An 18,072-nucleotide genomic window follows, 5' to 3' on the forward strand; every position below is an offset into this window, starting at 1 on the left:
ATAAGTTGGAAGGGGCGCTGGGAAAAGTTTTTGCCGAGGTCGCCGGAGCTGGCGGATGGAGGGGGGGGCCTCCCCCCGCCGCGACCATGGGGGGGGGGCCAGCCCCCCACGCCCCCCGGAGATATTTCCAGCAAGAAAATGAGCAGGGGGCACCTTTGCCCCGGGGGCCGGGCGTTAACCTTAATTTCGGGTTTAAGGGTGCGGGCGGGCATAGAGAGCGTTCGGAAAGCCGCCATCGGAGCGCGTTGGCTCAGCCCTCCTTGGTGATCAGGCGCATGCGCCCGATCAGTCCCCTCACCGTTACTTGCCCAGTTTGGAGAGCTGCTCCTGCAAGGCTGCGAGCTGGCTCTTGATCTCGTCAAGATCCTGCCCGTCCTTGGCCGGAGACGCCGCTGAGGCCGGGGAGGCGCTGCTTTCAGGGGCGGGGCCGGACATGCCGAAGGGGGTTTGCCCGCCGGTCATGGCCTTGAGAAACGCCTCTTGCTGCGCGCGCATGGCATCAAACCCGGGCATGGAGGCCATCGGGTTTATCTTGGTCATGTTCTCCATCATCGTGCTCTGCCCGTTTTGCAGCATCTCGAAAGAGGCCGCGAGGAACTGGGGCACCACCGATTGGGCCTGGCTGGCATAGCTGCGCACGAGATCGGTGAGCACGCCGGTGGGCAGCACGTTGTCGCCCTTGCTTTCGTGCTCGGCGATGATTTGGAGGAGATACTGGCGCGTCAGGTCATCGCCCGATTTCAGATCGACGATCTGAACCTCGCGGCCATCGCGGATGAAGTTGGAGATATCTTCAAGCGTCACGTAGTCGGACGTCTCGGTGTTGTAGAGCCGTCGGCTTGCGTAGCGCTTGATAAGCAGCGGAGCCTTATCGTCCGACATGCAAAATCTCCCCATATTGCAGTGCAGCGAAGGTGAGCGTAGTGCAGCATTTCTGAAAAAGAAAGCGTTTAGAACGGGCACCCGAAAACAAGAATGGGCGGACCGGGGAGGTCCGCCCACTTGTGCGCGCCCTTAGGGAGGAGGAAGGGCGCGAAGCTCTTGATGTGCGCCTTACTTGGCGGCAGCGGCTTTCTTGGCAGCGGTGGTCACGTCGGCGGTGGCCTTCTTCACGGCGGCGGTGGCCTCTTCGGAGAAGTCCTTGCCGGCGGCGAGCATCAGCTCAACGGTTTCCATCTGCACTTTCTTCGCAACTTCGGCGAAGGCGGCCATGTTTTCGGCGGTCATTTCGGCTTGGGCCGAAGCGAAGTCGGTCATGGCTTTGGTGTAGTCGGTGGGCTCACCTTTGACTTTGGTCAGGGCGGTGGCTTTCTCGATGGTTTCCTTCGTCCACTTCGAGGAGATCTCGGTGGAGATGGAGGCAGCTTCGAGAGCAACCGAGGAGAGCTTCTCGCCGAGAGCGGCGGAAGATTTGAAAGCGTCCTGCATGGCAGTGGCGTCCACGGGGAAAGCGGACATCATGTCTTGCATCATCTTGGTCATGTCGTTCGTGGTCTTGGCCATTGGTCTATCTCCTTTTGGTGCGGCGGGCACCGATGTTTTTCGGTGCGCTGTGCACCTTTCCGGGCGTTGTCTTCGAGAGGATAGATACATGCTGCAGTGCAGAATTTCAAGGTTTATTCTGCACTGCAGCAAAAATTAGTTTGCCGGAAAATCAGCTACTTACCAGAAACCACATAGGTGCCGGGCGCTGTTGCGAGTGCAGGATGGCTGGAATCGCCGGGTGTACGGGCGTCCAGCTTCTTGCCGGAGCGCTTGCGCAGCCAGCTCTCCCAGCGGGGCCACCAGGAGCCTTCGTTAAACTCCGCCGCCGCCTGCCATGCGTCTGGATCGACGGTCATGTCGGGGTTGGTGTAATGGCCATACTTCTTTTTGGACGGCGGGTTGACGATGCCGGCGATGTGGCCGCTTTCGGAGAGGATGAAGGTTTTGTCCTTCGATCCCATCTGCTGCACCCCGCGATAGCTCGATTTCCACGCGGCGATGTGATCGGTCTCGCAGGCAATGGCGCAGACCGGCATGTCGATGTCTGACAGGGCGAGGCGGGCATCGCACAGCTCGATCTCGCCCTTGGCCAGCTCGTCGTTCTGGCAAAGTTTGCGCAGGTATTCGACCGACATCTTTGCTGGCAGGTTAGTGCTGTCGCCATTCCAATAGAGCAGATCGAAGGCGGGCGGGGCCTCGCCCATCATGTAGCTGCGAATGGCGGGGCGGTAGATGAGGTCGTTCGAGCGCAGGAAGGAGAAGGTGCGCGACATGTAGAAACTGTCGAGATAGCCCCGCTCCGTCACCTCCGCCTCGATGCCATCGACAAAATCATCGGTCAGGAACACCCCCACCTCGCCTTGATCGGAGAAGTCGGTGAGCGTGGTAAAGAAGGTGGCGCTCTTCACCGTGTCGTCGCCGCGCTGCTTGAGCAGCGACAGGGTAAGCGCCAGCGTGGTGCCCGCGATGCAATAGCCAACCACGTTCACCTGCTTCTCGCCGGTGATCGCCTTCACCTCCTTCATCGCGGCCAGGTAGCCCTCTTCGATGTAGTTGCTCATGCCCACATCGGCATAGCCCGCATCAGGGTTGACCCAGCTCACCACGAAGAGCGTGTAGCCCTGCTCGGTGATCCATTTGATCAGCGAGTTCTGCGGCTTCAGGTCGAGAATGTAGAACTTGTTGATCCACGGCGGGAAGATGATGAGCGGGGTGGCATATTGCTTGTCGGTCGCGGGCGCATATTGGATGAGCTCGAACATGCGGTTGCGAAACACCACCTCGCCCTCGGTGGTGCCGATGTTGCCGCCGACCTTGAAGGCATCTTTGTCGGCGAGGTTAACCACGAAATCACCGTGATGGTCTTCAAGGTCGCGCACGAGATTTTCCAACCCGTCGACCAAGCTCTGCCCATCCGTTTCCACCGCGCGCTCCAGCGCCTCGGGGTTGGTGGCCAGAAAGTTGGTGGGGCTCATAAGGTCGATGATCTGTTTGGAGAAATACTCCAGCCGCCGCTTATCGTCCTGCTCCAGCCCGTCCAGCTCCTGCACCGCGTTTCCGATGGCCTCGGAGGAGAACATGTACTGCTGCTTGATGTAGTTGAAGTAGGGGTGAGAGCGCCAAAGCGGGGAGGAAAACCGTGGATCGGGGCCAGATTCGTCTTCCGGGGCCTCCAGTTTGCCCTGTGCCAGCTGCTGCTGGCTGTCGATGTAATGCTTGAGCGTCTTGCCCCAATAGCTGACCTGCTGCTCGAATATCTTCGAGGGATTCGACATCATTTCCTGCCAGTAGGCGGCAGCGGCCTTGGCATAAAGCTCGGGACTGGGGCCTTGCAGTGAAGGGGCAACCTGCCGCTGATGGCTCAGGGCGGCGACAAGCCGTTGCGATAGCACCTCTATCTTGGCCAGGTTCTCCTCCAGCTTGGAGGGATCGACCGGTGCGTCGGTTTCGTCAGTTGTCATGATAATCATTCCCCCCTAACTTCTCTTTAAAACGTAGCGCCGCAAGCTTGGGAGGGGCAAGCGGCATGTTGCCCCGCCGGCATATCGGTGCTGACGGGCAAGGAAAGGCGCGAAATGAAGAGCATGATGAGCTATGATGTGATGGAGACCCTTCGCATCACCAACCAATGGCTTGGCGCTTCTGCCAAGGCCCTCTACTCCTATCCGGCCTTCGGGCTATCGACCAACCCCTTCGTGGCGATGACTGCCGCTTGGGGCGAAGTGACCGAGCGCAGTTTTGCGCGGATGATCACCAAGCCCGACTGGAACATCAGCCATGTGGTGGGCGAAGACGGGCGCGACCATCTGGTGGACATCGAAACCGTGGTGGAGCGACCCTTTGGCGATCTGATCCACTTCAACGTGATGGGCCGCGAAGAGAAACCACGCAAGGTTTTGCTGGTGGCACCTATGAGCGGGCACTATGCCACGCTGCTGCGCTCCACCGTCGTAAGCCTGCTGCCGGACTGCGAGGTTTACATCACCGACTGGCACAATGCGCGCGACATTCCGGTGAGCGAGGGCAAGTTCGACGTGGAGGATTACACGCTCTACCTCGTCGATTTCCTGCGCGAGATGGGCCCCGACACCCACGTGATCGCCGTGTGCCAGCCCGCGCCCATCGCGCTGGCGGCAACCGCATATCTCGCCGAGGAAGACCCGGAGGCGCAGCCCAACACGCTGACCCTGATCGGCGGCCCGATCGACCCGGGCGCGGCCCCCACCGAGGTGACGGACTTTGGCCGCTCGGTCACGATGGGCCAGCTTGAGCAGCACGTGATCCAGCGCGTCGGCTTCAAATATCGCGGCGCGGGGCGGCTGGTTTACCCCGGCCTGCAACAGCTGGCGAGCTTCATCGCGATGAACGCCGACACCCATTCCACCGCCTTCTTCGATCAGATCGTGGCCACCGCCAAGGGTGAGGCCAGCGAGAACGACCGGCACAACAAGTTTTACGACGAATACCTCGCCGTGATGGACATGACAGCCGAGTTCTACCTCTCCACCGTGGAGCGGATCTTCAAGGAGCGCGAGATTGCGCGGAACGTCTTTGTGGTTGACGGCAAGCAGGTGGATATCTCGAAGATCACCGATGTTGCCGTGAAAACGGTTGAGGGTGCGAATGATGACATTTCCGCCCCCGGCCAATGCGTTGCCGCGCTAGAGCTTTGCACCGGCCTGCCCGACAGCCTGAAGGCCAGCCACCTCGAGCCGGGCGCGGGCCATTACGGCATCTTTGCAGGCCGCAGCTGGCGCAACAACATCCGCCCGCTGGTGCTTGAGTTCATCGACGCCAACTGCCGCCATGCCAAAAAGGCGACCAAGCCGCGCGTGGTGAAGAAAGCCTCGTAACGAATGGTGGGTGCAAACCCACCTCACGCTTAACGGAAACGGAAGGTGGGCAGATTGCCCACCCTACGGGGGTGCGCAGGCTGTAGGGTGGGTAATTTGCCCACCGCCTCTTTCACCTCAGCACAAGCGGCGCGTCGAGAAAGTCCTTGAGGGCGTGGTTGACAGCTGAGGGCTGCTCCAGCGTCAGGTAGTGCCCGCCCCCGGCGATCACCTTTAGCTCGGCGTTCGGAATGAGCTCTGCCAGAAACTCGTGGCGCTTGGGGCCATAGAGCTGGTCTTCATCGCCGCACATCACCAGCACCGGCTGCTTAGCCTTGCGCAACACCCGCTGCGGATCAGGGCGGCGTTGCAGCGCGCGGGATTGGCGGACGAACACATCCGGCCCCAGCGCCTCGGCCATGTCGAGCGCAAGATCCATCACCTCGTCGCGGTGCGGCACCTCGCCGATGCCAGCCGCCTCGATCATCCCCTTAGCCACCTCAACCAGTCGCCCGTTGCGCACGCCGATGATGCCCGGCTCGCGGTCAGCGGCTACATGCGGCGGCTCGGTCAGCGCGGTGGTGGAGATGAGCGCCATTCGGGTAACGCGATCTGGCGCCCGATTGAGCACCTCCATCGCCACCATCCCGCCAAGATCCACCCCGCAGAGGGCAAAGCGCTTGGGCGCGCCGTCAAGCACCCGCTGGGCGAGCGCACCCACGCTGTCGGCATGCGCAATGGAGCCGATCTGCACCGCGCGGCTGGCGGAAAAATGCATGATCTGCGGCCAGAAAACCCGGGCATCGCAAAGGAAACCGGGAAGAAAAACAACGGGGTCGGCCATGTGCTGACAGTCCTTGCCTCGCGCCGCACTCTCCGGGCGGCTTCGCGCGCAAGGCTACTCCCCCGCCCCGGCCCCCGCAAGGGCACAAGGCCGCATGGCATGGGCGAAGAGCCGCCGTTCAACGGCGGTGCGAGCGAGTGAGATGCGCGTGGGGGCTCAGGTGACTCCGTTCCATTGGAACTCGCCCTTCGGGCCGAGCGGCGAATGGGGGTTCCACGCGATTTCCCAGATGTGGCCCTCGGGGTCGGCAAAATAGCCGATGTGGCCACCCCAGAAGATATCATGGGCAGGCTTCAGCACCTTGGCCCCAGCGGCCTCGGCCTGCTCTAGAAGGGCGGCCACCTCTTCCTTTTCGCGCACGTTGTAGGAGTAGGTCGCCGCGCCATGGCCAAGGCTTTCGATGTTTACCCCCATGTCGCGGGCCAGCATCTCCAGCGGGTAAAGTCCGAGGGTGGCCCCGATCAGGTCGAAGGCGATCACCCCATCGGGGGCCTCGACCCGGCGCCATCCGAGCGCCTCATAAAACCCGGCTGCCGCCTCGGGGTCGCGCACTCCAAGGGTGATAAGGCTGATCCGCTGGTCCATGGTCGCTCCCTTCCGTTGCTCGGTGAAGGTTATGCGAACAAAGTATGAACGTCTAGCCCTTCTTCCGGGTCAGGATGACATACATCGCGATGCAGAGCGTGATGATATCGGTGATCATCGTCGGCGCAGGCGTGTAACTGCCGCCGGCACCAGCGCCATCGAGTTGCTGGATCGAGGCGCTGAACTCCTGCGCGTCTCCTGCCGAGAGGCCAAGATCGTCGCCACCCTCCACCAACTTCTCCAGCGCCTTGGCAAAGCTCTCCCACGCCAGATCGGGGCCGACGAGCGCTGCCAGCAGATCGGCAATGGCCTGCGCCAGCGCCACCGCCTGCTCACGCAGCCCGGCGATGTTGTTACGGTGCGAGCGCATGGACTGGCGCTCGGGATAGGTCAGCTTGCGGGCGCTGCCGAAGCGCGCCGTCAGAAAGCCCTCGGCGGAGCGCAAATCGCGCTGGATCATCTCCAGCTGCCCCTTCCAGCGCTCGACCTTGGCCATGATCTCGGCATGGGTGGTGGAGGTGGTTTTGACCGAGGCCCCGGCCTGCACCTTCATGGTTTCGGTCACCACCTGCTGCGTCAGGGTGCGCAGGATGATCTTTTTGGCTTCATGATTCATGGAATGTCTCACTGGTGATGGGAAATGGATTTGCGAAGGTGGCGGGAGCAGAAAATTTCTCCCGGTCTTCGATAGGTAGTCTGTGCCCGAGCGCCGCGCAACCGGGCGGCGGGCAATTTACAATCACTTCATCTGGCTCTTCATCTGGCTCTTCACCTTCGCCCGGGTCTCAGAGCGCAACGAGCACCTGCTCCACCGCCTGCTCGATCAGCGCCAGCTGCGCGGGGTTGGAAAATCGGTGATCGGCCCCCTTCACCAGCGTCAGGCGAATGTCCTCGCCCTCGGCATGCTCCAGCAGGCGGAGCGCCACCGACAGATCCACATCGGCATCCGCCGTGCCCTGCAGCATCCGCACCGGAAAGGGCAGTGGCAGGGGATCGCGCAGCACAAGCTGGCTGCGGCCCTCTTCGATCAGCCGTTTGGTGATGATGTATGGCTCGCCATAGTCCGACGGCAGGGCGACCTGCCCGGCCTCGGCCAGCTCGGCCTTCTGCGCTTCCGAAAAGCCCGCCCACATGCTGTCTTCGGTAAAATCGGGGGCGGCGGCGATGGTGACGAGGCCTGCGACCTTCTCGCCAAGGCGCTGTGTCATCAGAAGCGAGATCCAACCGCCCATGGAAGAGCCCACCAGCACCTGCGGGCCCTGCGTGAGCGCCGTGATCGCCGCGGCGGCGTCTTCGGCCCAATCGCCAATCGCGCCCTCGGTGAAGCTGCCCGAGCTTTCACCATGGCCGGAATAGTCGAACCGCAAGAAGGCCCGGCCCTGCGCCTTGGCCCATGCTTCCAGATGCACCGCCTTGGTGCCGCCCATATCGCTTTTGAAGCCGCCGAGAAACACCACGCCCGGCCCCGCGCCCTCTGTGCGGTGATAGGCGATGCGTCGCCCTTGGGGTGTTTCGAGGATGTCGGGCATGTCGGGCATGTCGGGCATTGGGGCGGGCTCTCCTGTTGGTCGGCGGCCAACCTAGGCGGAGGCCCCTGCCCCATCAACCCTCTTGCCCCGGCGCGTATTTTCGGCGCAAATCCCGCCCCATGACATACCCGCGTTTTACCGATCTGGCCCAGGGCCTGCCTTCCACCGTGCCCTTCGTCGGCCCCGAAACTCAGGAACGTGCCAGAGGCCGCGAATTCGACGCGCGGCTTGGGGCCAATGAGTCGGGCTTTGGCCCCTCGCCCTCGGCCATTCGCGCCATCGGAGAGGCGGCGCGGGGCGCGTGGATGTATGGCGACCCGGAATTTTACGACCTGCGCCGTGCGCTTGGCAGCCACCTTGGCGTTGCGCCTGAGGCGGTGATCGCCGGAGAGGGAATTGACGGGCTGCTGGGCTATATCGCGCGGCTGCTGGTGGCGCCGGGCGATGCTGTCGTCACCTCCGATGGCGCCTACCCCACCTTCAATTACCACGTCGCGGGCTATGGCGGGGTGCTGCACAAGGTGCCCTACCGGGAGGACGCCGAAGATACCGTGGCGCTGGTGGCCAAGGCCGCCGAGGTCGACGCCAAGATCGTGTACCTCGCCAACCCCGACAACCCGATGGGCACATTCCATGGCGCGGACGCGCTGGCCGAGATGCGTGCTGCCCTGCCCGACGGCTGCTTGCTGGTGCTCGACGAGGCCTATGTGGAGTTTGCCCCGGAAGATGACCTGCTGGAGCTAGACCCATCCGACAAGGGCGTGATCCGGCTGCGCACCTTTTCCAAGGCCTACGGGCTGGCCGGGCTGCGCGTGGGCTATGGCATTGGCCACCCCGAGTTGATCAGCGCCTTCAACAAGATCCGCAACCATTTCGGCCTTGGGCGAGTGGCGCAGGCCGGGGCGCTGGCGGCGCTGGCCGACACCGGCCACCTTGCCCGGGTGCAGGGCGAGGTGGAGGCGGCGCGGCGGCGGATCGTCAAGATCGCCAGCGCCAACGGGCTCACCCCCCTGCCCTCGGCAACCAACTTCGTCGCGCTCGACTGCCACGGCGGCGCGCAGCGTGCCAAGGCGCTGGTGGCCGAGCTGGGGCGGCGCGGCGTGTTTGTGCGGATGCCCTTTGCCACGCCGCAAGACCGCTGCATCCGCATTTCTGCCGCCCCGGAGGCCGAACTTGCGGTGCTGGAACGGGTGCTGCCCGAGGCGCTTGCCGCAATCGGCTGATCTGTTCACGAAAATTAGACTCGCCGCAGCGAAGACCGGGAGTAGGCTTGAGCCAGCACCGGAGGACGCCCCATGCGCCATCGCCCCATCGGACGGGTTGAAGACTATACCCTGCCCTTCCTCATCTCGGCGGGCTTTGCCCTGTTTTCCGGCCTGCTCATCGTGGCCGCCTATTGGGGCTGGCTGGGCGTGGCGCTGGTGAGCACGGGGCTCGACAGGGCGATTGCCCGGCTGAAGCGCTAGGCGCAGGCCCGCGCGGCGGCCTCAAGCGCGCCGCGGCCATGATCAATGCCAAGCGCCGAGAACCCGGCTTCAATCGAGCCGAGCGCCCCGAGCACCATATGGGTATTGAGATGGCCCATATGTCCGATGCGGAAAAAGCCGTTCCCCTCCGGATCATCGCGGCGATACATACCAAGGCCGATTCCCAGCGTGACGCCGGTGTTCTCGGCCAGCCAGTGGCGCAGGCGCGTGCCATGGTCGCGCCCGATAGAGAGCGCGGTGACAGCATGGCTCCGCAGGCCCGGATCTTCGACGTTGAAGCGCAGCGGCCCGCCTTGGCCCCAGGCCTCGATGGCGGCCCAGACTGCGCCAGAGAGGCGGCGGTGCCGCTCCCAGACGTTCTCCAGCCCCTCCTCGTGGATCATGTTCAACGCTTCGCGCAGGCCGAACAGGTGGTGTGTGGGGGCGGTGCCGCCAAAATACTGGTAGAAAAACTGCGGATCGGCGCGCGGCGTCCAATCCCAATACAGCGTTGTCATGTCGGCCTTGGCCTGTGCCTCGGCGGCGCGGTCGTTGAAGAAAACGAAGCCAAGGCCCGGCGGTGTCATCAGCCCCTTCTGCGAGGCGGCAACCATCAGGTCGACGCCCCATGCATCCATCTCGAAAACATCGCAGGCCAGCGAGGCGATGCAATCGACGCAAAGCAGCGCCGGGTGGCCGGCCTTGTCGAGGATGTCGCGCAGCGCCTTGATATCGTTGCGAATGGAGGTGGCGGTATCGACATGGGCGACCAGCACCGCCTTGATTTTGTGGTCCTTGTCGGCCGCGATGGCCTCAGCAAAGGCAGCCTCGTCAACAGTGCCTTGGCTGCCAAAATCCAACCGCTCCGCCTCTGCCCCCAGCTTTTCGGCCACATCGGCCCAGCCGTGGGTGAAGCGCCCGGTGCAGAGCGCCAGCACCTTTTCGCCGCGCGAAAGCACGTTGGTCAGCGCCGCCTCCCATGCGCCGTGGCCGTTGCAAATGTAGATCGCCGCATTGTGCTGCGTGCGCGCCACGGCCTTCAGATCGGGCACCATGGCATCCACCATATCGGCAAGCGCGCCTTCGTAGATATTCGGCGCGCCGCGGTGCATGGCTTGCAAAACACGGTCCGGCATCACAGATGGGCCGGGGATGGCGAGGTATTCGCGGCCGTTGGCGAGAGTCATGGGCAGTCTCCGGGGGGCTTCTCTGCGCACATTATGCCCGCCCCGCGCCGCGTCAACACCGCTTCGGTGCCGCGCGTGCTTGTTTGCGCAGGGCACAGCGGCTATTCCCCGCGAAACGCTTGGAAAGGAGCCCCATGCTGGACGGGCTGAAGAAATGGCTGAAGAGCAAGGAGCGGGCCATTCGCACCTCCTTCGGCGACGATATCTCGACGCCCGAAAAGCGGCGGCAGGCGAAGTGGCACTTCAACCTCTTCGACCACGCGTGGCTGCGCACCTTCTGGACCAATTTCGACAAGGTGGCGGATGGGGTTTATCGCTCCAACCATCCGAGCCCCGAAAGGTTGAAAAAGTACAAGGCCATGGGGATCACCACCGTGCTCAACCTGCGTGGGCAGGAAAGCGGGTTTTCGCCGTGGCTGTTCGAGGAAGAGGCCTGCCGGGAGCTTGGGCTGAACCTTGTGGTGGCCAAGATTTATGCAAGGCGGCCAGCCACTCGCGAGGAGATGTTGAACCTGATCCACACCCTCAAGACGATCGACAAGCCCTTTGTGATGCATTGCAAATCGGGCGCTGACCGCGCCGGGCTTGCCTCTGTGCTATACAAGCTGATTGTTGAAAAATCCTCCATCGAGGAGGCCCGAAAGCACCTCTCGCCGCGCTATCTGCACCTGAAGTGGACGAAAACCGGCGTCTGTGACCACATCGTCGACATGTGGGAAGCCGAGCATATCGCCACCGGCATCAGCGCGGAGGAATGGTTCTTGACGAAATACGACCCGGCGGCTGTGGCGCGCAGCTTTGCCGCCCGCAACCGCCGCGAGGCGGCGTGAGCAAGGCGCCCCGCTCCACCCCGGCCCGGCCCGGTGCCTTCTCCTGGATCTGGCGGCACTACCTGCGCCCGCATTGGCCCGCGCTGCTGGCCGCCGGGCTGCTGATGGCCGTGGAAGGCTCGATGCTGGGCTTCCTCAGCTACATGATGAAGCCGATGTTCGACAGCGTCTTCATCGCCGGGCAAAGCGGCGCGCTGTGGACGGTGGGCCTTGGTATCCTCGCCATCTTCCTTATCCGCGCCTTCACCTCGGTTGGCCAAAAGCTGCTGCTGGCCCGGGTGGCCTCCAACGTCATCTACAAGATGAAAACCCGCCTCGTCGCCCATCTGATGCGCCTCGACACCACGTGGCACGGCAAAAACCCGCCCGGCGCGCTGATCGAGCGGGTTTCCAACGACACCAACTCCGTGCGCGAAGTGGCCAATGTGGTGATCACCGGGCTCGGGCGCGACGTGGTGGCGCTGATCTCGCTGCTGGCGGTGGTGCTCTGGATCGACTGGCAGTGGACGCTGGTGGCCCTGATCGGCACGCCCCTGCTGGTGGCCCCGACCCTGCTGGCACAGGCCTTCATCCGCCGCACCGCGCTCAAGGACAGGCAACTGGCGCAGCACATGTCGATCCGGCTGGATGAGGTGTTTCACGGTATCAACCCGATCAAGCTGAACCGGCTGGAAGACTACCAATCGCGCCGGTTTGACGGGCTGGCCTTCGAGCGCAGGGGCACGGAGGTGCGCAATCAGGTGGGCCGGGCCATGATTCCGGCGCTGATCGACGTGATGACGGGCGTCGGCTTCTTCGCCGTGCTCATCTACGGCGGGCGCGAAATCATCGGCGGCGACAAGACGGTTGGCGAGTTCATGAGCTTCTTCACCGCCATGGCGCTGGCCTTCGAGCCGCTGCGCCGGCTGGGCCAGATCAGCGGCGTCTGGCAGGCCGCGCAGGTGAGCCTTGGCCGGGTGCGCGAAATGTTTGACGTGAAGCCCTCGCTAATCTCGCCCGCCACGCCGAAAGTGGCGGAAGCCGGGGATATCGTTTTCACGGACGTCCGGCTCAACTACGGCGACGCACCCGTGCTCAACGGCCTCTCACTGGTTGCCAAGGCGGGGCAAACCACGGCGCTCGTCGGCCCTTCCGGTGCCGGGAAATCCACGGTTTTCAACCTGTTGACCCGGCTTGTTGACCCAAAATCCGGCGAGATCACCCTTGGCGGCACCCCGATCAACGCCATCAGCCTGCCGGAGTTGCGTGGCCAGTTCTCGATGGTCAGCCAAGAGGCGCTGCTGTTTGACGAAAGCCTGCGCGAGAACATCCTGCTCGGCAGCGAAGTGTCGGAGGATCGGCTGCAGGCCGCGCTCAATGGGGCCCATGTGGCGGACTTCGTGAAGGACTTCCCCGAAGGGCTCGACAGCCCGGCCGGGCCGCGCGGCTCCAGCCTGTCGGGCGGCCAGCGCCAGCGCATCGCCATCGCCCGCGCGCTCCTGCGGGACGCGCCGATCCTGCTGCTGGACGAAGCCACCTCGGCGCTCGACACCAAAAGCGAAGCGGTGGTGCAGGCCGCGCTCGATGAGCTTGCAGAGGGCCGCACCACGCTGGTGATCGCCCACCGCCTCTCCACTGTGCGCAATGCCGACCGGATCGTGGTGATGCAGGCCGGCCGCGTGGTGGAAGACGGCACGCATGACGAGCTGCTGGCCAAGGGCGGCACCTATGCCGAGCTTTACCGCCTGCAATTCGCCGAGGAGGGCTAAGGCCCTATGTCTGCCTTCATGGAACGTACAGTCTTTCGCCTCTCCGGGCCTGACCGGATCGACTTTTTGCAGAACCTCGTCACCAATGATTTGCGCGGGCTGGAGCGCGGCCTTGTCTGGGCGGCGCTGTTGACGCCACAGGGCAAGTATCTGGCCGATTTCTTTCTGGTACCGGATGGCGAGGAGGCGCTGCTGCTTGATGTGGCACATCCGCTGGCGGCTGATCTGGCGAAGCGGCTTAAGATGTACAAGCTGCGCGCCAAGGTGGAGCTGGAAGAGACCGAGCTGACCATGTCACGCGGCACCGGCCCGGCCCCCGAAGGCGCATGGCCCGACCCGCGCAACCCAGCGATGGGCTGGCGGGCCTACAACGGCGCGCCGGGCGATGACACCGACTGGGATGCCCTGCGCGTGGCGCATGTGGTGCCCGAGAGCGGGGTGGAGCTGGTGCCGGGCGAAACCTACCCGCTAGAGCTTTGCTTCGAGCGGCTCCACGGCGTGGATTTCCGCAAGGGCTGCTACGTGGGGCAGGAGGTGACGGCGCGGATGAAGCACAAGACCGAGCTGAAAAAGGGCCTTGTGCGGGTGTCGATCGAGGGCGCGGCGCCCGTCGGATCGCAGATCATGGCCGATGAAAAGCCGGTTGGCACGCTTTACACCCAATCTGGCGGCGCCGCTTTGGCATGGCTGCGCTTTGATCGGGCGGCAGATGGGATGCAGGCCGAGGGGGCCAAACTCACCTGGGACGGCCAAAAACCCTGAAACGGGGTGCGCTGAATCCGCACACCCCCCTCTGACAGGCTAGGAAACAGAGTGTTGCGAACGCCCGCTCAGGCGCGCTCGGAATACTCCATGGTTTCGGTATTCACGATGATGTCTTCATCCTGACCGACGAAGGGCGGCACCATGACTTTGACGCCATTGTCGAGCGTCGCCGGCTTGAAGCTGTTAGCCGCAGTCTGACCCTTCACCACCGGCTCGGTTTCTACCACCTTGCAGGTGACCTTTTGGGGCAGCGTCGCGCTCAGCGCTTCCATCTCGTAATATTCGATCTGGATGGTCATCCCGTCCTGCAGAAAGGGCCGACGCTCGCCCAGAATGTCGGCGGGAAGCTCGATCTGCTCGAAGGTGTCATTGTCCATAAACACCAGCATCCCATCGTTTTCATAGAGAAATTGCTGGTCTTTCTGCTCCAGCCGCACCCGCTCGACCTTGTCGGCGGAGCGGAAGCGCTCGTTGAGCTTGGAGCCGTTGCGCAGGTTCTTCATCTCGACCTGCGCGAAGGCCCCGCCCTTGCCGGGCTTCACGTGGTCTACCTTTACGGCAACCCAAAGCCCGTCGTTGTGCTCGAGCACGTTCCCGGGGCGAATTTCATTTCCGTTGATCTTCGGCATTGTGGCGAAACCTTGGCAAAATCTTGAAAGCGGTTTGGCCGGAGCTATATCTTGCCGCTGTTGGGCTGACAAGCCGACTAGATACTGTGGAAGGTGAAGTACCGGTATGCACTCAGATCATAGCTGCTATGACTTAGGCGGCATATCGAATCGCGTGAAAACCACCATATTCAGCGAACACGCCACATCCTCAAGACCAAGAAAAACAAGGAAAACGCATGATTGACTTTGTCGACGGCACGGCTTTCAACCAGGAACAGGGCCAACGCGCTCGCAAACTGTTTGCGGCGGTTGTTCTTGCGGCCTTGGATGACGCCATTGCGGATGACAAGAAATACGGCAACGGCCCTGAGCAGATCGCCCGCTGGGCGCGGTCGCGCGATGGCCGTGAAGTGCTGAGCTGCGCCGGGATCGACCCCAACGAACGGGTCGTGGGCGGGCTCATGGAATTTGTCGGCAAGGGGGTTCGTACCTCTGTCGCGCTGTCGCGCGAAGAAAGCGAACGCCGCCAAGCTGCCGAACAGGCCGAAGCTGCCTGATCCACACCCAAGTTTCTGTTAAGCTGCCATGAAATTGCGCCGGCCCTTGTGCCGGCGCTTTTTCGTTGTGGGCCCTGCCCTAGCGGATGCCGCGGGTTTCAAGCGCGCGGGCAATCTCGCGGCGCACCAGTTTGCGCACATTCTGGGTGATGCGCTCGCCCATGCGGCCACGTAGCTCGGCGCGCACCACCTCTGACACCAGATCGGTCAGCAGGGCTTCGTCAATGATGGCCGGAGCGCCATGCTCATCGCTTTGCGCTGGGGTAAGGGTGCCTGCTTCCGCACCATCCACCTCGTCAAGATCGGCATCTTCCCATGGGTCGGCATCATCCGCGATGTCCCGCTCCCCGGATGCAGCCTCGGTGCCCACAACGTAGCCGTCGAGCGCCTCACCTGCGGCCTCAGGCGTATCGGCTTCAAAGCCAACCTCACCTTCCTCAACGAACGGCATGTCATCTGCCACGCCTTCTTCTGCGTGGAGATCACTCCGGGCGAATTGCGGCTCGGCAGCGGGCTCTTCATCGGCTTCGGCGATATAGGCGGCCAGAGATTCCTCGTCGAACTCGTCTGGCTCTTCGGCGGCGGGCGCTTCTGCCACCACGGGCTCGGGCCCGGCGACATTCTCGTTTGCGGCGTCCGCCACGGGCGGGCGTTGGGCACTGCGGAACACAAGCGGTGGCTCCGGCTCGGGAAGGTCATCAGGGCGCGGCAGGTCGGGGGCCGACCAATCTTCTTCGGGCTCAGGCCACTGCTCTTCTTCCGGTTCTGCAAGTGCCTCGACCGGCTCCAGCGGGGCGGGCTCTTCCGGGGGGCCAAGCTCGATCACCTCGGGTGGGCGCGCCTCCTCGGCCTCGGGGTTGAAGTGCAGGCGCCCGGTGGGGATATCGGGGGTGGAGAGATCAATGACCGTATCCTCATCGCCCTCCTCTTCCCAATCAAAGCCCTCTTCGCCCTGCGCCATCTCGGAGCCGTCAGGCTCATACTCATCGCCAGCCCCAAAGGCAGCCTCAAGCCCCTCCACGCGCGATTGCAGCGGATCCTCGGCATCCACAGGCTCCGCTTGGGCGGCGGACTCGCCAGCCTCGGTCTCAAACTCGAAAGTTTCGGGCTCGCGCCAGAGCGCCCGCTCGGGGCTGGCCACCTCTTGCCACGAAGCATCGAGGGCATTTTCGTCATTGTCGCCCTCGGCGGGCTCACCGGCCTCCGCCACCTCTTCGGCGGCGGGCTCTTCTGGAGCGGGCGACTCAGCCTCAGTGGCGTCTTCCGGCACGTCGACGGCCTTGCCCTCTTCCACGCGCAGGGAGGGCGTCAGCAGCAGGGCATCGGCCCCGCCTGCATCCTCGCCATTCTCCTCGCCCTCGGGCGCGGCATCGGCTCCGGTGCGCGGGCGTGCGGCGTTCTCCGACACCAGGCGGCGGATGGAAGACAGCACATCCTCGATTTCAACATTCGACATCGGATCAGACATCTATTCCTCTCGCCGCGACATCCCCCACCATATCCCGCATATTCTCATGGTTGGCTGGCGCTTACGCCGCTTTGTTCATGCTTTTCCGCAGGCCGTGGCCCGCCGGACACGCTGAAACGCAGCGGAAGGCGGGGCCGGTTCCGGCAGAGCCGGGCGTTACTCCGGCCTGAGGTTAACTTTTTGGAGCTCGGCGCACAACTACCACCACGGCGCAGCATCGCCATACGCTGCCGATCACTGGCGCTGGAGACGCTCCAGCACCCGGTCAAGCTGCTGCCCCTGTTTGGAGCGCTGCGTCGGCGCGGCTTTTACCGCGTTGTAATAGGCCGCCGGATCGTAGGTTTGGATACCCAAGCCCAAGTGCTCCACGGTCAGGAGACCCATGGCAGAAAGAAGTGAATAAAGTGCTACATATTGCTGGGCCTGCGCATCAATTCGCGCCGAGCGGGCATCCAGCAGGTCTTGCTGGGCGTCCAGCACATCCAGCGTGGTGGCCGCGCCGAGGTTTTGCTCTTCCTGCACCCCACGGAAGGCCACGGTGGCGGCGCGGATCTGCTGGTCGGTCGCCTGAAGCTGGGCCACCGCCACGCGCAGGTTGGCCCAGGCGTTGCCCACCAGCTGTTGCACGTTATGCGTGGTGCTGAGCAGCGCTGCGCGGTTGGCCTCGGTCTGGTTGCGGGCCTTGCGCAGCTGCGCCGAAAGTTTGCCACCGGCGTAGATCGGCTGGTTGAGCTGAAGCCCAAAGCTGGACCGGTCGTTGCCCTCGTCGTCAAAGCTGAGCGCAGCGGAGCCGTCGATGGTGAACTTCATCGCTGCCTGCGCCTGCTTGATTCCCAGCTCGGAAGCCGAAACCGTGTGCTGTGCCTGACGGATCAGCGGATGGGTGCGCACAGCCACCGCCTGCGCCGCCTCAACCGAGGCTGGCAATTTGGGCGGCGACGGCGGCGGGGCGAGCGCCTTGGGATAGCTGCCCACGGCCACGCGATAGCTTTCACGGGCCACCTCAAGCTGGCCCTGCGCGGCGGCCTCGGAGCTGCGGGCCGCGGCAAGCTGGGCCTCGGCCTGTGCCACCTCGGTGCGGGTCACCTCGCCCACCTCAAACCGGTCACGCGCGGCACGAAGCTGCTGGTTGGTCAGCCGCACGTTGGATTGCGCCAGCGCAAGGCTCTCGGCGGCCGAGGTCACATCCATATAGGCCTGCACCGCCGCCAGAAGCACCTGCTGCTCGTAGTTCACCAGCGCCTCGCGAGTGGCCAGCACGACTTCCTTTTGCACCTCGACGCCAAGCCGGGTTGCGCCATTGTCATAAAGCGTCATCGAAGCCGAAAGCGAGACCGTGGCGCCAAGCTCATAGTTCGTCTGGGCCGAGGCCGTGGCCCCGGCAGAGAAGGCGATGATCGGGCGCAGATCGGCCAGAGCAATGGCCACATCTTCATCAGCGGCCCGCAAGAGGGCGCGCTGCTGGTCAAGGATATGGCTGTGCCGATAGGCCGTGATCAGCGCATCTGTCAGCGTTTCGGCGCGGGCCGTGAGCGGGGCCAGGGCGGTGGCCCCTGCCAGCACAAGCGTTGCCAGACCTGTGCGAATACGTTGCGCTTTTGCCATCTCGGCCCTCGCCTGCTCGCGCTCTTCGGCACGGTTGTCATTGTTGTGCAGCCGGGGTTC

General features: G+C 63.6%; 18 protein-coding genes. 7 read left to right on the forward strand and 11 right to left on the reverse strand.

Features of this window, described 5'->3' with window-relative positions:
• Positions 1 to 300: 300 nt before the first annotated feature.
• The 3 genes from phaR to ACXAG6_RS19200 all read right to left on the reverse strand — a co-directional run bounded on the left by phaR (position 301) and on the right by ACXAG6_RS19200 (position 3,446).
• On the reverse strand, positions 301 to 882 hold the full coding sequence (gene phaR / locus ACXAG6_RS19190) for a polyhydroxyalkanoate synthesis repressor PhaR (RefSeq protein WP_475339526.1): 582 nt from the start codon (positions 880 to 882) through the stop codon (positions 301 to 303).
• A 171-nt stretch (positions 883 to 1,053) separates the two neighbouring features.
• Positions 1,054 to 1,503 carry a Phasin gene (locus ACXAG6_RS19195; RefSeq protein ID WP_475339528.1) on the reverse strand — a complete coding sequence of 150 codons (450 nt, stop codon included), beginning with the start codon at positions 1,501 to 1,503 and terminating at the stop codon, positions 1,054 to 1,056.
• Between the two features lie 155 nt (positions 1,504 to 1,658).
• Positions 1,659 to 3,446: a PHA/PHB synthase family protein gene (locus tag ACXAG6_RS19200; protein WP_475339742.1), complete on the reverse strand. Its 1,788-nt coding sequence runs from the start codon at positions 3,444 to 3,446 to the stop codon at positions 1,659 to 1,661.
• A 114-nt stretch (positions 3,447 to 3,560) separates the two neighbouring features.
• Here ACXAG6_RS19200 and phaZ point away from each other — a divergent pair, with 114 nt between their 5' ends.
• A complete protein-coding gene (phaZ, locus tag ACXAG6_RS19205; protein ID WP_475339529.1) occupies positions 3,561 to 4,838 on the forward strand; it encodes a polyhydroxyalkanoate depolymerase in 1,278 nt (425 codons plus the stop codon).
• Between the two features lie 112 nt (positions 4,839 to 4,950).
• Here phaZ and ACXAG6_RS19210 read toward each other — a convergent pair whose 3' ends face one another.
• The 4 genes from ACXAG6_RS19210 to ACXAG6_RS19225 all read right to left on the reverse strand — a co-directional run bounded on the left by ACXAG6_RS19210 (position 4,951) and on the right by ACXAG6_RS19225 (position 7,784).
• Positions 4,951 to 5,661 carry an alpha/beta fold hydrolase gene (locus ACXAG6_RS19210; RefSeq protein WP_475339530.1) on the reverse strand — a complete coding sequence of 237 codons (711 nt, stop codon included), beginning with the start codon at positions 5,659 to 5,661 and terminating at the stop codon, positions 4,951 to 4,953.
• A gap of 156 nt (positions 5,662 to 5,817) precedes the next feature.
• Entirely contained in the window at positions 5,818 to 6,246 is a 429-nt protein-coding gene (locus ACXAG6_RS19215; protein ID WP_475339531.1) for a VOC family protein, read from the reverse strand.
• A 52-nt stretch (positions 6,247 to 6,298) separates the two neighbouring features.
• Positions 6,299 to 6,862 carry a hypothetical protein gene (locus ACXAG6_RS19220; RefSeq protein ID WP_475339533.1) on the reverse strand — a complete coding sequence of 188 codons (564 nt, stop codon included), beginning with the start codon at positions 6,860 to 6,862 and terminating at the stop codon, positions 6,299 to 6,301.
• A 169-nt stretch (positions 6,863 to 7,031) separates the two neighbouring features.
• On the reverse strand, positions 7,032 to 7,784 hold the full coding sequence (locus ACXAG6_RS19225; protein ID WP_475339744.1) for an alpha/beta hydrolase: 753 nt from the start codon (positions 7,782 to 7,784) through the stop codon (positions 7,032 to 7,034).
• A gap of 110 nt (positions 7,785 to 7,894) precedes the next feature.
• Between ACXAG6_RS19225 and ACXAG6_RS19230 the strand changes: the two genes are divergently transcribed.
• Both ACXAG6_RS19230 and ACXAG6_RS19235 read left to right on the forward strand, forming a co-directional pair.
• Positions 7,895 to 8,998 (forward strand): pyridoxal phosphate-dependent aminotransferase, encoded by a 1,104-nt coding sequence (locus tag ACXAG6_RS19230; RefSeq protein ID WP_475339534.1) that lies wholly within the window; start codon positions 7,895 to 7,897, stop codon positions 8,996 to 8,998.
• Positions 8,999 to 9,070: 72 nt separating this feature from the next.
• Positions 9,071 to 9,241 carry a hypothetical protein gene (locus ACXAG6_RS19235; RefSeq protein WP_168223027.1) on the forward strand — a complete coding sequence of 57 codons (171 nt, stop codon included), beginning with the start codon at positions 9,071 to 9,073 and terminating at the stop codon, positions 9,239 to 9,241.
• Here the strand turns inward: ACXAG6_RS19235 and ACXAG6_RS19240 are convergent.
• Positions 9,238 to 10,428 (reverse strand): pyridoxal-phosphate-dependent aminotransferase family protein, encoded by a 1,191-nt coding sequence (locus ACXAG6_RS19240; protein ID WP_475339535.1) that lies wholly within the window; start codon positions 10,426 to 10,428, stop codon positions 9,238 to 9,240. The two genes, ACXAG6_RS19235 and ACXAG6_RS19240, sit on opposite strands and share 4 nt — an antisense overlap.
• Before the next feature lie 119 nt (positions 10,429 to 10,547).
• Here ACXAG6_RS19240 and ACXAG6_RS19245 point away from each other — a divergent pair, with 119 nt between their 5' ends.
• From ACXAG6_RS19245 to ygfZ, 3 genes are read left to right on the forward strand one after another with little or no spacing between them, the layout of a single operon-like run.
• A complete protein-coding gene (locus tag ACXAG6_RS19245) occupies positions 10,548 to 11,258 on the forward strand; it encodes a tyrosine-protein phosphatase (RefSeq protein WP_254695341.1) in 711 nt (236 codons plus the stop codon).
• On the forward strand, positions 11,255 to 13,006 hold the full coding sequence (locus tag ACXAG6_RS19250) for an ABC transporter ATP-binding protein (protein WP_475339537.1): 1,752 nt from the start codon (positions 11,255 to 11,257) through the stop codon (positions 13,004 to 13,006). Before ACXAG6_RS19245 ends, ACXAG6_RS19250 begins: the two co-directional genes overlap by 4 nt.
• Positions 13,007 to 13,024: 18 nt before the next feature.
• Positions 13,025 to 13,768 (forward strand): CAF17-like 4Fe-4S cluster assembly/insertion protein YgfZ, encoded by a 744-nt coding sequence (gene ygfZ / locus ACXAG6_RS19255; RefSeq protein ID WP_475339538.1) that lies wholly within the window; start codon positions 13,025 to 13,027, stop codon positions 13,766 to 13,768.
• 68 nt (positions 13,769 to 13,836) lie between these two features.
• Here the strand turns inward: ygfZ and efp are convergent, their stop codons facing one another.
• Entirely contained in the window at positions 13,837 to 14,400 is a 564-nt protein-coding gene (efp, locus tag ACXAG6_RS19260) for an elongation factor P (RefSeq protein WP_213549153.1), read from the reverse strand.
• A gap of 218 nt (positions 14,401 to 14,618) precedes the next feature.
• Between efp and ACXAG6_RS19265 the strand changes: the two genes are divergently transcribed.
• A complete protein-coding gene (locus tag ACXAG6_RS19265; protein ID WP_140015094.1) occupies positions 14,619 to 14,939 on the forward strand; it encodes a DUF6280 family protein in 321 nt (106 codons plus the stop codon).
• 79 nt (positions 14,940 to 15,018) lie between these two features.
• Here ACXAG6_RS19265 and ACXAG6_RS19270 read toward each other — a convergent pair whose 3' ends face one another.
• Both ACXAG6_RS19270 and ACXAG6_RS19275 read right to left on the reverse strand, forming a co-directional pair.
• A complete protein-coding gene (locus ACXAG6_RS19270) occupies positions 15,019 to 16,407 on the reverse strand; it encodes a hypothetical protein (protein WP_475339539.1) in 1,389 nt (462 codons plus the stop codon).
• A gap of 234 nt (positions 16,408 to 16,641) precedes the next feature.
• Entirely contained in the window at positions 16,642 to 18,012 is a 1,371-nt protein-coding gene (locus ACXAG6_RS19275; protein WP_475339540.1) for a TolC family outer membrane protein, read from the reverse strand.
• Positions 18,013 to 18,072 lie beyond the last annotated feature (60 nt).

Source organism: Vannielia sp. ABF1_015 (genome assembly GCF_056160745.1).

Bases quoted from the DNA above. Each gene is read 5' to 3' on its own strand.
- ACXAG6_RS19270 (WP_475339539.1), bottom strand. From the start codon at position 16,407: ATGTCTGATCCGATGTCGAATGTTGAAATCGAGGATGTGCTGTCTTCC.
- ACXAG6_RS19235 (WP_168223027.1), top strand. From the start codon at position 9,071: ATGCGCCATCGCCCCATCGGACGGGTTGAAGACTATACCCTGCCCTTC.
- ACXAG6_RS19195 (WP_475339528.1), bottom strand. From the start codon at position 1,503: ATGGCCAAGACCACGAACGACATGACCAAGATGATGCAAGACATGATG.
- ACXAG6_RS19200 (WP_475339742.1), bottom strand. From the start codon at position 3,446: ATGACAACTGACGAAACCGACGCACCGGTCGATCCCTCCAAGCTGGAG.
- ACXAG6_RS19210 (WP_475339530.1), bottom strand. From the start codon at position 5,661: ATGGCCGACCCCGTTGTTTTTCTTCCCGGTTTCCTTTGCGATGCCCGG.
- ACXAG6_RS19240 (WP_475339535.1), bottom strand. From the start codon at position 10,428: ATGACTCTCGCCAACGGCCGCGAATACCTCGCCATCCCCGGCCCATCT.
- ACXAG6_RS19275 (WP_475339540.1), bottom strand. From the start codon at position 18,012: ATGGCAAAAGCGCAACGTATTCGCACAGGTCTGGCAACGCTTGTGCTG.
- efp (WP_213549153.1), bottom strand. From the start codon at position 14,400: ATGCCGAAGATCAACGGAAATGAAATTCGCCCCGGGAACGTGCTCGAG.
- ACXAG6_RS19225 (WP_475339744.1), bottom strand. From the start codon at position 7,784: ATGCCCGACATGCCCGACATCCTCGAAACACCCCAAGGGCGACGCATC.
- ACXAG6_RS19265 (WP_140015094.1), top strand. From the start codon at position 14,619: ATGATTGACTTTGTCGACGGCACGGCTTTCAACCAGGAACAGGGCCAA.
- phaZ (WP_475339529.1), top strand. From the start codon at position 3,561: ATGAAGAGCATGATGAGCTATGATGTGATGGAGACCCTTCGCATCACC.
- ACXAG6_RS19230 (WP_475339534.1), top strand. From the start codon at position 7,895: ATGACATACCCGCGTTTTACCGATCTGGCCCAGGGCCTGCCTTCCACC.
- phaR (WP_475339526.1), bottom strand. From the start codon at position 882: ATGTCGGACGATAAGGCTCCGCTGCTTATCAAGCGCTACGCAAGCCGA.
- ygfZ (WP_475339538.1), top strand. From the start codon at position 13,025: ATGGAACGTACAGTCTTTCGCCTCTCCGGGCCTGACCGGATCGACTTT.
- ACXAG6_RS19215 (WP_475339531.1), bottom strand. From the start codon at position 6,246: ATGGACCAGCGGATCAGCCTTATCACCCTTGGAGTGCGCGACCCCGAG.
- ACXAG6_RS19220 (WP_475339533.1), bottom strand. From the start codon at position 6,862: ATGAATCATGAAGCCAAAAAGATCATCCTGCGCACCCTGACGCAGCAG.